A 14,809-nucleotide genomic window follows, 5' to 3' on the forward strand; every position below is an offset into this window, starting at 1 on the left:
TGCGGGTTCGACCGGGCGGCTCGTCTAGGGTGGCCGGGATGAACAGCGGACAGCGCAGCCGGGGCGACTCGGGGAACTCGATCCGGTCGGCCGTCGACCCCGCGGACCAGTGGGTGCTCGATCCGGAGACCGGGGAGTTCCGACTCGACCTGGACGCGGGCACCTGGCACTCCCCCGAGCCGTCCCGCGGCACCGGGCGTGCCCGGGCGCGGGGCGCGAGCGCGGTGCCGGGCGGCCGGGCGGCCCGCCGCCGGAGCCGGGCGGGCCGGGGGCGGCGGACGCTGAAGTGGACGGCGGGCGCGCTGGGCCTGGTCCTGGTCGCGGGCTGCGGCGGCGCGTTCTACGCGTACCAGCACTTCAACCGGAACATCTCCTCGGTGAAGGTCCAGGTCGGCGACGAGTCGGAGCGCCCGCAGGCCACCGACGCGCTGAACATCCTGGTGATCGGCACCGACAGCCGGGTCGGCCTGGGCCGCGAGTACGGCGACGAGGGCTCGACCGGGCACGCGGACACCACGCTGCTGTTCCACATCTCCAAGGACCGCAGCAACGCGACGGTGCTGTCGATCCCGCGCGACCTGATGGTGCAGATCCCGGACTGCCAGAGCGGCGCCAAGAAGATCCCCGGCGAGGCCCGGGCGATGTTCAACACCAGCCTCGGGCAGGACGGCCGCGACCCCGGCTGCACCTGGAAGACCGTCGAGAAGCTGACCGGCGTCCGGATCAACCACTTCATGATGGTCAACTTCGAGGCGGTGAAGACGCTGTCGACGGCCGTCGGCGGGGTCGAGGTGTGCGCGTCGACGAACATCGACGACCCGTACTCGCACCTGAAGATGGCGGCGGGCCGGCACGTGGTGCAGGGCGAGGAGGCGCTGGCCTTCGTCCGGACCAGGCACGCGGTCGGCCTGGGCGGCGACCTGACCCGGATCCCGCTGCAGCAGCAGTTCATCAGCTCGATGATCCGGAAGATGAAGAGCAGCGACACCCTGACCAGTCCGACCAAGCTGTGGAACCTGGCGGACGCCGCGACCAAGGCGCTGACCGTCGACGACGGCATCGACGACGTCAACAAGCTGAAGGACCTGGCGCTCGACATCTCCCAGGTCGACACCAAGAACATCACCTTCACCACGGTGCCGGTGATCGACGACCCGGCCGACAAGAACCGGCTGGCGCTCAAGCCGAACGACGCCCAGCAGGTGTTCGCGATGATCGCCGCGGACCGCTCGCTGACCCAGGTCGACCAGCCCGCGGCCGCCGCTCCCGAGGCGGCCCCGAGCAGCCCCGCCGCGCCGCAGGTCGACGCGAAGGGGGTCAAGGTGACGGTCCGCAACGGCAGCGGGGCCCCCGGGCAGGCCACCAGGGCCGCCACCGCGCTGCAGGGCCGGGGCTTCGCGCTGGCCGTCGCGGGCAGCAACGCCGACCCGGCCGCCGCCACCTCCGTCGGCTACCCGACGGGGCAGCAGGAGAAGGCGCAGGCGGTGGCCGCGGCGCTCGGGCTCCCGGCCTCGGCCGTCCAGGAGAACGCGAGGCTGGGCGCCAAGGACGGCGTCGTGGTGATACTCGGCAAGGACTTCACCGCCGCGCCCGCCGCCCCCTCGGCGGTGCCGACCGAGGCCCCGAAGGACCTCCAGCGGGTCCAGGCCGACGACACCAACGTCTGCGCCGCCAAGGCGAAGTAGCGCCTACGCGGGCGGCAGTTCGGTGTCGGGGAGCAGGGTGTCCGGGCCGGTCTCGGTGTACGTCTCGCCGGTGCGCGGGCAGCGCCAGCGGCCCTCGGCGGTCGGTTCCAGCGGCTCGCCGGCCCGGCCGACCCACTTGATCCGGCGGGCCGGGACGCCGACCACCAGGGCGAAGTCGGGGACGTCCCGGTGCACCACGGCGCCGGCCGCGACCAGGGCCCAGCGGCCGACCGTCACCCCGGCGACCAGCACCGCCCGGCCGCCGACCGAGCAGCCCCGACGGAGCGTCACCCCGCGGGCGTGCCAGTCGTCGCCGCGCTTGAGCTTGCCGTCCGGGTCGACCGAGCGCGGGTACAGGTCGTTGGTGAGGACCGCCGCCGGGCCGACGAAGACGCCGTCCTCCAGCACCGCGGGCTCGTACACCAGGGCGTGGTTCTGCAGCTTCACCCGGTCGCCGAGCTTCACCCCCGGGCCGACGTACGCGCCGCGGCCGACGATGCAGTCGGCGCCGATCTCGGCGTCCTCGCGGACCTGGGCGAGGTGCCAGACGGTGCTGCCCGGGCCGATCACGGCCCGCGGGTCGACGTCGGCGGTGGCCTCGATGCGGGGGGCGCTGGTCATGGCGCCGACCCTAGCGCGGGCGGGCGGGCGCCGTCCGGCGTTCCGGGGACCGCCGCCGACGGGCCGTCAGGCGCCGCGGACGGCGGCCGGGTCGATCGGGGCGGGCGGGGTGGAGGCGATCACCTTCCGGGCCAGCTTGCGCGGCGAGGTGAGGAAGCCGAAGCCCCAGCTCAGGTGCATGGTGGCGAGGGCCAGCGGGAGCTGCGCCCGGGCCTTCGCGGACAGGCCGCGGCCCTCCCACAGGCCGCCGCCGACGATCGCCGCGGCGTAGCCGCCGGGCAGCACCAGGAACGCCGGGTGCACGGCCGCGCCGAGCACCGCGCCGACCGCCACGCCGAGCAGCGCGGCCGGCGGGGCCAGGTAGCGCAGGTTGACCGAGCCGCGGTGGTAGCGGGTGACCACCCGGCGCCAGCGGCCGTAGTCCTTGTACTGCTTGGCCAGGGCGCGCACCGACGGCCGGGGCCGGTAGGTGACCTTCAGCTGGGGGGTGAACCAGATCAGGCCGCCCTCCTGCCGGATGCGGTAGTTCAGCTCCCAGTCCTGGGCCCGGACGAACTCCTCGTTGTAGCCGCCCTGCCGCTCCAGCACCTCGCGGCGGAACACCCCGAGGTAGACGGTGTCGGCGGGGGCGGCCAGGCCGCCGGTGTGGAAGGCGGCGTTGCCGACGCCGATCTTCGAGGTCATCGCGGCGGCGACGGCCCGCTCCCACTCGGTCTCGCCCTCGGCGTGCATGATGCCGCCGACGTTGGCGGCGTCCATCTCGTCGAGCAGCCGGACGGCGGTGGCGATGTAGCCGGGCGTCAGCAGCCCGTGGCCGTCGACCCGCACCACCACGGGGTGCCGGCTGGCCCGGATCGCCGCGTTCAGGCCCGCCGGGGTGCGCCCGGTGGGGTTCGGCACGGTGCGCACCCGGGGGTCCTCGGCGACCAGTTCGGCGGCGATCTCGTCGGTCCGGTCGGTGGACGGGCCCAGCGCGATCACCACCTCCAGTTCGCCGCCGTACTCCTGGCCCAGGATGTGGTGGACGGCGGTCCGCAGGTGACGTTCCTCGTCGAGCACCGGCATGATCACGGAGACCGCCGGCAGCTCCTCAGCAGCCTTGGTGTTCATCGTGCCCGAGCGTACCGGCGCGCACCCGCCCCTGTCAGACGGGGTCCGCCCGTGCCCGGCGTGCCGCCGGGGCGCTCGCGGCCGGCCCGCCTACCATCCGAAAGATGTCCCACCAGCGCCCGCCCGAACGCCTGTCCGCAACCGATCGGCCGCGGCGGCCGCACCGCCGGCGCTGGGGCCGGTGGGCGGCGGGCACCCTCTCCTTCTCCGTGCTGGCCACCTCCTGCGGCGGCTGGGCGGTGCTGAACGGCGTCGGCTCCTCGCTGGACCGGGTGGACGCGATCGGCGGCGGCTCCGACCGGCCCGCCGACGACGGGGCGCAGACCTTCCTGGTGGTCGGCACCGACGACCGCGAGGGCATCCCGGAGTCCACCCTGAAGGACGTCCTGCACGCGGGCGGCGAGTCCTGCCACTGCACCGACACCATGATGATCGTGCAGCTCTCGGCCGACCGCGGCCGGGCCACCGTGGTCTCCGTCCCGCGCGACTCGTACGTGGACATCCCCGCCCACCAGGACCCGGCCACCGGCAAGCAGGTCGCGGCCGGCAAGGGCAAGATCAACGCCGCCTACGGGATGGGCGGCGCGCCGCTGACCGTGCGCACCGTCGAGCAGAACACCGGGCTGCGGATCGACCACTACGTCGAGGTGAACTTCCTCGGCTTCGTCTCCACCGTGGACGCCCTGGGCGGCGTCGAGGTGTGCACCCCCAAGCCGCTCAAGGACGACTATTCGGGGCTCGACCTGCCCGCCGGGACGACGCGGCTGGACGGCGCCGGGGCGCTGCGCTACGTCCGGGCCCGGCACGTGGACGGCTCCTCCGACCTGGGGCGGATGCACCGGCAGCAGAAGTTCCTGGCCCAGCTGCTGCACCAGGCGTCCTCCGGCGGCACGCTGCTGAACCCGGCGCGGCTCGGCGGGGTGATGGACACCGTGCTGCGCTCGGTGAAGGTCGACAAGGGGCTGGGCAACGCCGAACTGCTGCAGTTCGCGAGCAGCCTGAAGGACCTGTCGGCCTCGAACGCGGACTTCGCCACCGTGCCGCTGTCCACCGTCGACCACCAGGTGCCGGGCTGGGGTTCCACGGTGCTCTGGGACGAGAAGGGCGCGCAGGCGCTGTTCGAGGCGGTCCTGGCCGGGCGGCCGCTGACGGGTGCCGCGGCGGCGGCGCCCGGGTCGCCCGCCCCGGGTGCCGTCCCGGCCGGGGCGGCACCCGCTGCCGGAACGATTCCTCCGGGCGAGGTGCGGGTGCAGGTGCTGAACGGCGCGGGCGTGCAGGGGCTGGGCTTCCGGGTCGACGCGGAGCTGCGCAAGGCCGGTTTCGCCACCACCGGCACCCCCGCCAACGCGCCCGGCGGCGGCGCGGCGGCCCGTACGGTGATCCGCTACGACCCGCGCTGGGACGAGTCGCTGAAGACCCTGGCCGCGGCGCTGCCGGAGGCCGAGCAGGTCGCGGTGGCCGGTCTCGGCCCGACCTTCCAGGTGGTCGCGGGCAGCGAGTACCGGGGCCCGGCCGACGGTGCGGCGACCGCTGCCCCCGCGCCCGCCGCCGCGCCCGCCGCCGCCGCGCCCGCCGCCGCCAGGTCGGAGCCCGCGGCGGTGGCGGGCGCGGAGAGCGGCAGCGCGTTCGCCTGCGGCGCGTCCTGACGGGCCGTCAGCCGAAGTACCAGTGGCCGAGCGTCCAGGCCAGGTATCCGGCGACGGCGAGCCGGTTGAGCGGGAGGGCCCGGCCCACCGCGTCGGCCGGGAGCGGGGCGGTGGGGCGGCGCTCCGGGGCGTGCGCGAGCAGGGTGATGGTGCGGGCGGCGTGCCGGGGGTCGTAGTCGCCGCCGAAGTGGCGGTGCAGCCGTTCGGCCGGCCAGGAGCCGAAGCCGATCTGCCGGGCGTCGGCGGCCTGCACGGTGAACCGGCCGCGGTGGACCGCCGCCGCCGTCACCTGCGCCCAGGGCAGGCGGCGGCGCAGCAGGGCGCCGCTGACGGCGACGCCGTCCCGGTCGACCGCGAGCTGCCAGCCGCAGGCGCCGATCACCGCCAGCAGGAACGGCAGGCCGACCACCAGCGGGCGGGCCAGGCCGTCCAGGAACCCGCCGTCGTCCAGCGCGGTCACCGCGACGGCCGTCACGACGGCGCCGACCGGGGCAGCCGCCAGCCGGAGCGCGGCGGGCGGGCCGTGCACCCGGGCCGGTTCGGGGAGCGCGTCCGGGTCGGCCAGGTCCTCCGCCAGCAGCGGGGCGGCGGCTGCGGGCACCGCCAGGGTGTCCTCGTGCAGGCCGGTGGCGGCCCGCGACCGGGGCGGTGCCGGGTGGGCGGCGGTGCCGACCGCCCGCCAGCTCTCCGGGTCCTCGGGGAGGCGGTGCACCAGCAGCTGCCGGTAGGGGCCGTCCGGGCCGTGGTAGAGCAGCGCCTCGACCGGGCGGGTCGCCCCGGCCAGCCGGGCGGCGGCCTCGGCGGGCGTGGCGGCGGCCGGCTCCGGCCCGGCGGGGGGCGGGTCGTCGGGCAGCCACTCGGCCGGGCCGTCCTCGTCGGCGGGGGCGAAGTGCGCCTCCTGGCCGGGGCGGACCAGCCGCCAGAGCGCGGGTTCGCCGTCCCCGCCGTCGACCGGCAGCACGGCCGGGCCGCCGGGTTCCGGCCGGACCCGGACCCGGAGCGCCGGCGCGCCGTCGGCCGGGGCGTGCCGGGCCCGGTCGGTGCGGTGCGCGGAGCCGAGCAGCAGGGCGGCGGCGGCCCCGGCCAGGGCGGCGCAGCTCCACCACGGGGCGGGGTCGTAGGTCTCCCCCGCGACCCGGTGCCAGCCGGTGCCGTCGGCCAGCAGGGCCAGGGTGTCGCCGGTCTTCGGCTCCCAGTCCCACCAGACCTCGATGTCGGTACTGAACGTCCGGGTGCTGGAAGGGAGTTGGTAGTCGACGGTGATCCGGGCGCCGTCGTCGCGGACCGCCCGCACGGTGGCCCGGACCTCGTCGGCGGTCTGCGCCCGGGCGTCCTGCTCGGCGGCCGTCCACCAGCCGGAGGCCGCGAGCAGCAGGGCGCCGGTGCCGAGCAGGGCGGCCAGCAGTCGGCGGAGCCGGGGCGGGGCGGGGCGGGGGTTCGGCTCCTCGCCGCCGAGCAGCGTCCACGGGTAGGGCACCGGCGGGCCCATCAGGGAGGCGAGTTGGGCCCGGGCCCGGCGCCGGCCGGTCGCGACCCGGTACAGCGCCGCCGCCACCGCCAGGTGGGCCAGCAGCGCGGCCGTCCGCACCGCGGTGCCGGGCAGGGCGTCGGGCAGGAGCCAGAGCGCGGGGCCCACCAGGGCCGGTACCGCGAAGCTGCCGCGCGGGCGGACCAGCAGCACCAGCAGTTCGGCCAGCAGCAGCGCCTGGGCGAGGCCCTCGCCGTACGGCACCGCGCAGGCGTTCAGGCGGTCGCAGGCGGCCGGGAGTTCGTCGGCCGCGCCCGCCAGGACGACGGTCAGCACCGGCAGCAGCGCCAGCCAGCGACTCTCCAGCCGCCGCCACACCCGGGCCGAGCGCCACTGGTCGGCGGCGGCCAGCGTGAGCGCGGGGGCGGCGGGCAGCGGGGGCGGCGGGAGCGGGGCCATGCGGGCGATTCTCCCAGGCCGGCGGCGGCGGAACGCCGACCGGGGGTGCACGGAGAACCATGCACCCCCGGGGCCGCCGCCGGGCGGTCGGCCAGTGGATCAGTCGGTGGATCAGTCGGTGGCGATGGCGGCCAGGATGTTCATCCGGGCGGCCCGGAAGGCCGGGACGAGGGCGGCGATCAGGCCGATCAGGACGGACCCGACCAGGACGGAGGTGATCGTGCCGGTGGGGATCGTCAGGGCGGTCAGGCCCTGGTCGGAGAGGACGTACCGGGCGGTGACGCCCCAGGACAGGCCGAGCGCGGTGCCGAGGACGGCGCCGAACAGGGCGATGACCACGGATTCGAGCCGGACGATGCGGCGCAGTTGGCGGCGGGACAGGCCGATGGCGCGCAGCAGGCCGATCTCCCTGGTCCGCTCGATCACCGACAGGGCCAGCGTGTTGACCACGCCGAGGACGGCGACCACGATCGTCAGGCCGAGCAGGCCGTAGACCATGTACAGCAGCTGGTCGACCTGGGACTTGATCATGTCCTTGTAGCCGGCCTGGTCCTTGACCGTCAGCTGCGGGTAGGCGGCCAGCGACTTCTGCAGGTCGGCGAGGACGGCGGCCTTGTCGGCGCCGGCCGCCGCCCCGGCGAACACCGCGGAGTCGCCGGGCAGTTCGCCGTTCAGCGCGGTGGAGACGGTGCCGAGGCCGGTGAAGAAGTTCCCGTCGAACAGCTCGTTGCCGGTCTTCAGGACGGCGGCGACCGTGAGGGTCTGGGTGCGGCCCTTGTCGTAGGCGACGGCGATCGGGTCGCCGACCTTCAGGTGGTGCGCGTCGGCGAACTTCTGGTCGACCGAGACGCCGGTGCCGGCGAAGACGGCCTCGGCGGCGCCGGAGGCGACCGGCAGGCGGAAGTCCCGGGTGAAGCTCGGGTCGGCGGCGACCAGTTCGGTCTCGGTGCGGACGCCGTCGGGGGTGGTGAGGTCGGCGGCGACCGACTTCTGCCGGGTGATGTGGTCGATGCCCTTGGTGGTGCGGACCGCGTCGGTCATCGCCGGGGTGAGGCCGGTGCGGCCGCCCGCCACGATGTAGTCGGCGCCGACGGACTTGTCGATCTGCGCGGTGGCGGAGGTGACCATCGAGGAGGTGACCACGGAGGCGCCGATGACCACGGCCAGGCCGATCATCAGGGCGGCGGCGGTGGAGCCGGTGCGCCGCGGGTTGCGCATCACGTTCCGCTGGGCGAGCCGGCCGGCCGGGCCGAACAGCGCGGGCAGCAGGCCGCCGAGCAGCCGGACCAGCCCGGCGGCGAGCAGCGGGCCGAGGACCACCGCGCCGACCAGGGTGGCGAGCACGCCCAGGCCGATCAGCAGGCCGCCGGTGGCGCCGGTGGAGCGCGCGGCGAGCACCAGGGCGCCGGCGCCGAGCAGCGTGACCAGGCCGCCGAACACGATCCTGATCCGGTTGGCCCGGGGCTCCGGCGGGGCCGCGTGGTCCAGCAGGGCGGCCATCGGGGTGATCCGGGAGGCGCGGCGGGCCGGGATGAAGGCGGCGAACAGCGTGACCAGGATGCCGACCGCGTAGGAGACCACCGGGACCGTCCAGGTGATGTCCAGCGAGGAGGCGTCCAGGTTCATCCCGACGGCCTTCATCAGCTGGATCAGGCCGACCGCGAGGCCGAGGCCGGCGCCGATGCCCAGGGTGGAGCCGAGGACGCCGAGGATCAGGCCCTCCGTCAGCACCGAGCGGTTGACCTGGGAGCGGCTGCCGCCGATGGCGCGCAGCAGGCCGATCTCCCTGGTCCGCTGGGTGACCAGCATGGAGAAGGTGTTGACGATCAGGAAGCCGCCGACCCCGGCCGCGAGCACGGCGAAGCCGAGCATCGCGTACTTCATGAAGTCGAGGAAGGAGCCGATGCCCTCCGAGTTCTCCTTCTTCTGCTCCTCGGCGGTCTTGGCCTGGTAGCCGCTGCCGAGGTCGGCGAGGGCGGCGGCCTTCAGCTGGTCGTTGCTGCGGGTGCCGTCGCCGAACACCTCGACGGAGGTGTACGCCTCGGTGCCGAGCAGGACGCGCTGGGCGGTGGCGGTGTCGAGGAAGGCGAGGGCCGCGCCCGGGTTGGTGGTCCGGAAGGTGGCGATGCCGGCGATGGTGAAGTCGTGGTCCCCGCTGTCGGTGATGACCCGGAGCCGGGAGCCCAGGCCGAGGCCGGACTTCTTGGCGGTGTCGGCGTCCAGCACGATCTGGTCGGGGCCCTGCGGGACGTGGCCGGAGGTGACGTCGACCGAGGTGCGCGGGGTGTCCGTCCAGTTGGCCGTCAGGGTGGGGGCGCCGCTGGTCGGGCCGACCACCTTGTTGCTGGCCGGGTCGACCAGGACGGCGGTGGGGACCATGATCGAGCCCAGCGCGGCCTTGACGCCGGGCTCGGCGGCGATCCGGGCCTGCGTCTGGACCGGGATGGTCGGGACGGCGCCGGGGCCGCCGCGCCGGGCCATCGGGTCGTCCGCCTTCTGGACCGCGACGTCCGAGGCGGTGGCGGCGAACAGGCGGTCGAAGGTGCTGGTGGCGGTGTTGTAGAAGACCAGGGTGCCGGCCACGAAGGCGACCGAGAGCACCACGGCGAGCAGGGAGAGCACCAGGCGCCACTTGTGGGCGAGGAAGCTCCGCAGCGAGGTCTTGAGCAGCATGGCGTCCTGACTCCGGATCAGCTGGTGCGCTTGCCGTCGAAACGGCGCATGCGGGTGAGGACGGAATCGGCGGTGGGGTTGTGCATCTCGTCGACGATGGAGCCGTCGGCGAGGAACAGCACCCGGTCCGCGTGGCCGGCGGCGACCGGATCGTGCGTCACCATGACGATGGTCTGGCCGAGTTCGTCGACCGAGCGGCGCAGGAAGCCGAGCACCTCGGCGCCGGAGCGGGAGTCGAGGTTGCCGGTGGGCTCGTCGCCGAAGATGATCTCGGGGCGGGAGGCCAGTGCGCGGGCCACCGCGACGCGCTGCTGCTGGCCGCCGGAGAGCTGGCCGGGGCGGTGCTTGAGCCGGTCGGACAGGCCGACGGTGTCGATCACCTGCTGGAGCCAGGCCTGGTCGGGCCGGCGGCCCGCGATGTCCATCGGCAGGGTGATGTTCTCCAGCGCGTTCAGGGTGGGGAGCAGGTTGAACGCCTGGAAGATGAAGCCGATCTTGTCCCGGCGGAGCTTGGTGAGCTGCTTGTCCTTCAGGCCGGTGATCTCGGTGTCGCCGATCCAGATCCGGCCCTCGGAGACCGCGTCCAGCCCGGCGAGGCAGTGCATCAGGGTCGACTTGCCGGAGCCCGACGGGCCCATGATCGCGGTGAACCGGCCGCGCCGGATGTCGACGTCGACCGCGTCGAGCGCCGTGACCCGGGTCTCCCCGGAGCCGTACGCCTTGGTGACCAGCCGGGCGCGGGCGGCGGCCTCGCCCGGCTCCGGAAGGTGTGTGAGGTGAGCGGCGCTCGCTGCCGTGGTCACGGAAATTCTCCTCGTCGTGGTGTCCACCCGTTGCCCCCAGCCTTCCGGCCGCGGCCCCCCTCGCGGAATCCGGCAGGCATCCGTCTTCGAGGTAGGGCCAGCACCACCGTCCACGGTGGTGCTGGGGGTATGGCTCCACCGTAGGAGCGGCCGCTGGAGCCGTCGTCCTCCATCGGTAGCAAGCGGGCACCGAGGAAAGCTCCGGGGCCCGGGCCCTCTCCCCTAGGGGTGACCGCGGTGCGGTCTGAGGGTCCGGGCCCCGGGCGGGAACCGTCGGCCGACGAACGGTCGGCCGGTGCCGGGCGGCGCGTCAGCCGGCCGCCGCCAGCGCGGCCCCGGGGACGAGCGCGGCGTCCGGCCCGGTGTCCAGCGCGGCGGAGAAGGCGTCCACCACCGGGGTCAGCAGCACCTCGGTCTCGCGCTCCAGTTCGGTGCGGCCGTCCTCGCCCAGCCCGATGTGCCGGTCCAGCACGAACCAGCCCTGGGTGACGTGCCGGGCGCCCATCGAGGTCAGCACCGGGCGCAGCGCGTAGTCCACCGCCAGCACGTGCGCGGTGGAGCCGCCGGTGGCCAGCGGCAGCACCGTCTTGCCGCGCAGCGCGTACTGCGGCAGCAGGTCGAGCAGGGTCTTCAGCAGGCCCGAGTAGGCGGCCTTGTAGACCGGGGTGCCGATCACCACGCCGTCGGCCCGTTCGAACAGCTCGACGGCGCGGGCTATCCCGGGGTCCGAGGTGTCGGCGGCGAGCAGCGGCCCGGCGGGCAGGGTGCGGGCGTCCAGCGCGTGCACCCGGTGCCCGTGGGCGGTGAGCCGGCTGTCGACGTGGCGCAGCAGGCGGGTGGTGCGGGAGGTCGCGGAGGGGGAACCGGAGACGGACAGGATCACGGCCATGGAGTCACCTCGGGGCATGCGGCGGCGGACGTGGCGCGGCCGGGGAAAGGGGAAGCGGGGCGGGGGCGCGGGCCCGCCGGGTGCGTGCGCGGCGAGGGCGTCAGCCGCGACACAGCGAGCAGGACACCCGACCGTGGTCGACGTGCCGCCGACGGGTGAGGACCTGGCGCTGCTCCATGCGGCCATGCAAACACGCCCGGTTTCGGCGGGTCAAGGCCGTGCCCGGCTGGTGAACAGTGCCGCGAACGGTCCGCACCCTGCATCAAAACGGCCACAAGGAGCCCGGCGGGGGCTCCCGGACCACTGCGCGGCGGCCCGTTCGGGCATCCTTCCCCCATGAACACGTGGCAGGAGCGCCCGGGGGGCGGCTCATACGGGCAGGGCGATGCGGCACGCGGCCAGGGCGGGGCGGGCGCGGAGCCGCCGCTGCCCCCGTCGCTGAACCCCCGGGGCCCGGGCGCCCCGGCCTCCCGCCCGGCCCACCCGCGGCAGGAGGGGTACGGCGGCGCCCCGGGCGGCGGCCCGTACCGGGGCGGCAACCCCGGCGGTCCCGGCGGCGCCCCGGGCGTCCCCGGCCAGGGCCCGGGGCAGGGCCCCGGTCAGGGCCCCGGCGCGGGGGGACCGGCGGCGCCGGCCCGGCCGCGGCGCTCGCGCAAGAAGATCGTCGGCTACTCGGCGCTCGGCCTGGTGCTGGCGCTGCTGGCCACCCTGGTCGGCACCTACTTCTGGGCGGACGGCAAGCTGCACCACGAGAACGTGCTGGCCGACTACCAGGGCCGCCCGGCGGCCGGCAAGGGCACCAACTGGCTGATCGTCGGCTCGGACAGCCGGCAGGGCCTGACCGACGCGGACGAGCACGACCTGCACACCGGCTCGGCCGAGGGCAAGCGCAGCGACTCGATGATGATCCTGCACATCGGCGACAACGGGAACACCCTGATGTCGATCCCGCGCGACTCCTGGGTGCAGATCCCGGCCCACCCGGACTCCTCGGGCAACGGCAAGACCGTCCCGGCCGCCACCCGGAAGATCAACGCGGCCTTCGCGGCCGGCGGCGGCAGGCTGCTGGTGCAGACCGTGGAGACCAACATGGGCCTGCGGATCGACCACTACGCGGAGATCGGCTTCGCCGGTTTCGTCGGCCTGGTCGACGCGGTCGGCGGGGTCGAGATGACCATCGACCAGCCGGTCAAGGACAAGGACTCCGGCTTGGACCTGCAGGCCGGCAAGCAGACCCTGACCGGCAAGCAGTCGCTGGCCTTCGTCCGCCAGCGGCACCAGATGGCCGACCAGGACCTGGGCCGGATGCGCAACCAGCAGAAGTTCCTCGGCGCGCTGGCCGCGCAGGCGGCCTCGCCCGCGAACCTGCTGAACCCGTTCACCTTCTACCCGCTGGCCTCGGCCGGGCTGGACACCCTGATCGTGGACGACGACGCGGGCCTGACCGACCTGGGGTCGATGTTCCTGGCGATGAAGGGCGTGACCGGCGGCGCCGGGAAGACCATGACGGTGCCGATCGGGAACCCGGACTACCGGACCTCGACCGGCGAGTCCGCGGTGAAGTGGGACCCGGCGAAGTCGAAGGCTGTGTTCGACGCGCTGAAGAACGACACCGCGGTGCCCGACAGCAAGTGACCGCCCGCCGGGGCGGGGTTCCGCGGTCCGCCGTCCGGGCGGCGGAACCCCGCCCCGGCGCGCGTCGCTGACGCGTCGTCAGATTGTTCGAGGGCAGAATGCCCTTATGTCCCTGGTGACTTCCCTGGTCTACCGGCGCCGGAGCCGGCTGTTCGGCCGCCTCGCCCAGGAGGCGCTGGCGCTCTACGGGATGGAGGTGCCGGCGGCGGCCGAGATCGGTCCCGGCCTGACGGTCTTCCACCGCGGCTTCGGCACCGTCCTGCACCCGTACACCACCCTCGGCGCGAACGTGACGCTGTACAACGGCGTGACGATCGGCCGGGCCGACCCGTGGGTGCCGCAGGAGTCGTCCGCGATGCGCCGGGTGGTGCTGGAGGACGGCGTGGTGGTCTGCGCCGGGGCGAAGATCGTCTGCAAGAGCGGCGTCCTCACCGTCGGCGCCGGCACCGTGGTCGGCGCCAACGCCGTCCTGACCCGCTCCACCGGGCCCGGCGAGATCTGGGCCGGTGTCCCGGCCCGCCGGGTGGGCGTACGGGCCGGGACGGCGGTGGGGCGGGGTGCCGGCTAGGGGAGGTTGCGGGCCATGACGATGCGCTGGACCTGGTTGGTGCCCTCGTAGATCTGGGTGATCTTCGCGTCCCGCATCATCCGCTCCACCGGGTAGTCCCGCGTGTACCCGTACCCGCCCAGCAGCTGCACCGCGTCGACCGTGATCTCCATCGCCGCGTCCGAGGCGTAGCACTTGGCCGCGGCGCCGAAGAAGGTGAGGTCGTTGTCGCCGCGCTGGGACTTGGCGGCGGCGGCGTAGGTGAGCTGGCGGGCGGCCTCCAGCTTCATGGCCATGTCGGCGAGCATGAACTGGACGCCCTGGAAGTCGGCGATCGGCTTCCCGAACTGCCGGCGCTCCTTGACGTAGCCCTTGGCGTAGTCCAGTGCGCCCTGGGCGATGCCCAGGGCCTGGGCGGCGATGGTGACCCGGGTGTGGTCCAGGGTGCGCATGGCGGTGGCGAAGCCGGTGCCCTCGGCGCCGATCATCCGCTCCGCCGGGATCCGCACGCCGTCGAAGTACACCTCGCGGGTCGGGGAGCCCTTGATGCCGAGCTTCTTCTCCGGCGCGCCGAAGGAGACGCCCTCGTCGCCCTTCTCCACCACGAACGCCGAGATGCCCTTCGACCGCTTCTCCGGGTCGGTCACGGCCATCACCGTGTAGTACTCCGAGACGCCCGCGTTGGTGATCCACCGCTTCACGCCGTCCAGGACCCAGAAGTCGCCGTCGCGCACCGCCCGGGTCCGCATCCCCGCCGCGTCCGAGCCCGCCTCCGGCTCCGAGAGGCAGTACGAGAACATCCCCTCGCCCCGCGCCAGCGCCCCCAGGTACTTCGCCTTCAACTCCTCCGAACCCGCCAGCTGCACCGGCAGCGACCCCAGCTTGTTCACCGCCGGGATCAGCGACGACGACGCGCACACCCGCGCCACCTCCTCGATCACCAGCACCGTCGCCAGCGCGTCCGCCCCCGCACCCCCGTACTCCTCCGGCACGTGCACCGCGTGCAGGTCCGCCGCCCGCAACGCGTCCAGCGCCTCCTGCGGAAAACGCCCCTCCTCGTCGACCGCCGCCGCGAACGGGGCGATCTTCGCCTCCGCCAACGAACGCACCGACTCCCGGAGCATCTCGTGCTCCTCGCCGATCCGATACAGGTCGAAGTCCGCGCCGGAGTTGGCCGCCATCGCTTGCCCCTCGGTTAGTTACCGTTAAGTAGTGGTCATCCTACGGTCGGTGGGGTCCGGCGCGGCAGGTGACCCCGACAACAGGTGGTGCG

At 74.5% G+C, this 14,809-nt stretch carries 11 protein-coding genes; 4 read left to right on the top strand and 7 right to left on the bottom strand.

Annotated elements, in window-relative coordinates:
• Positions 1-38: 38 nt before the first annotated feature.
• A complete protein-coding gene (locus ACIQBJ_RS23145) occupies positions 39-1,685 on the top strand; it encodes an LCP family protein (RefSeq protein WP_400713680.1) in 1,647 nt (548 codons plus the stop codon).
• A gap of 3 nt (positions 1,686-1,688) precedes the next feature.
• On the opposite strand, the gene ACIQBJ_RS23150 is transcribed toward ACIQBJ_RS23145, so the two are convergent.
• Positions 1,689-2,306 (bottom strand): acyltransferase, encoded by a 618-nt coding sequence (locus ACIQBJ_RS23150; RefSeq protein ID WP_400713683.1) that lies wholly within the window; start codon positions 2,304-2,306, stop codon positions 1,689-1,691.
• Positions 2,307-2,372: 66 nt separating this feature from the next.
• Positions 2,373-3,416, bottom strand: a complete 1,044-nt coding sequence (locus ACIQBJ_RS23155; protein ID WP_400713688.1) for a glycosyltransferase family 2 protein — start codon at positions 3,414-3,416, stop codon at positions 2,373-2,375.
• 104 nt (positions 3,417-3,520) lie between these two features.
• On the opposite strand from ACIQBJ_RS23155, the gene ACIQBJ_RS23160 reads away from it, so the two are divergent.
• Positions 3,521-5,062 carry an LCP family protein gene (locus ACIQBJ_RS23160; protein ID WP_400713691.1) on the top strand — a complete coding sequence of 514 codons (1,542 nt, stop codon included), beginning with the start codon at positions 3,521-3,523 and terminating at the stop codon, positions 5,060-5,062.
• Positions 5,063-5,069: 7 nt separating this feature from the next.
• Here the strand turns inward: ACIQBJ_RS23160 and ACIQBJ_RS23165 are convergent, their stop codons facing one another.
• The 4 genes from ACIQBJ_RS23165 to ssuE all read right to left on the bottom strand — a co-directional run bounded on the left by ACIQBJ_RS23165 (position 5,070) and on the right by ssuE (position 11,354).
• Positions 5,070-6,989, bottom strand: a complete 1,920-nt coding sequence (locus ACIQBJ_RS23165; RefSeq protein ID WP_400713694.1) for a hypothetical protein — start codon at positions 6,987-6,989, stop codon at positions 5,070-5,072.
• Positions 6,990-7,100: 111 nt separating this feature from the next.
• Positions 7,101-9,662 (bottom strand): ABC transporter permease, encoded by a 2,562-nt coding sequence (locus ACIQBJ_RS23170; protein ID WP_400713697.1) that lies wholly within the window; start codon positions 9,660-9,662, stop codon positions 7,101-7,103.
• A gap of 17 nt (positions 9,663-9,679) precedes the next feature.
• A complete protein-coding gene (locus ACIQBJ_RS23175; protein ID WP_400713700.1) occupies positions 9,680-10,465 on the bottom strand; it encodes an ABC transporter ATP-binding protein in 786 nt (261 codons plus the stop codon).
• A gap of 310 nt (positions 10,466-10,775) precedes the next feature.
• Entirely contained in the window at positions 10,776-11,354 is a 579-nt protein-coding gene (ssuE, locus tag ACIQBJ_RS23180) for an NADPH-dependent FMN reductase (protein WP_400713703.1), read from the bottom strand.
• Positions 11,355-12,041: 687 nt separating this feature from the next.
• On the opposite strand from ssuE, the gene ACIQBJ_RS23185 reads away from it, so the two are divergent.
• On the top strand, positions 12,042-12,989 hold the full coding sequence (locus ACIQBJ_RS23185) for an LCP family protein (protein WP_400713706.1): 948 nt from the start codon (positions 12,042-12,044) through the stop codon (positions 12,987-12,989).
• 106 nt (positions 12,990-13,095) lie between these two features.
• A complete protein-coding gene (locus ACIQBJ_RS23190; protein ID WP_400713710.1) occupies positions 13,096-13,557 on the top strand; it encodes a serine O-acetyltransferase in 462 nt (153 codons plus the stop codon).
• Here ACIQBJ_RS23190 and ACIQBJ_RS23195 read toward each other — a convergent pair.
• A complete protein-coding gene (locus tag ACIQBJ_RS23195) occupies positions 13,554-14,717 on the bottom strand; it encodes an acyl-CoA dehydrogenase family protein (protein ID WP_400713713.1) in 1,164 nt (387 codons plus the stop codon). The genes ACIQBJ_RS23190 and ACIQBJ_RS23195 overlap by 4 nt on opposite strands.
• Positions 14,718-14,809: the final 92 nt, after the last annotated feature.

Source organism: Kitasatospora sp. NPDC088391, from assembly GCF_044753345.1.
GTDB lineage: Bacteria > Actinomycetota > Actinomycetes > Streptomycetales > Streptomycetaceae > Kitasatospora.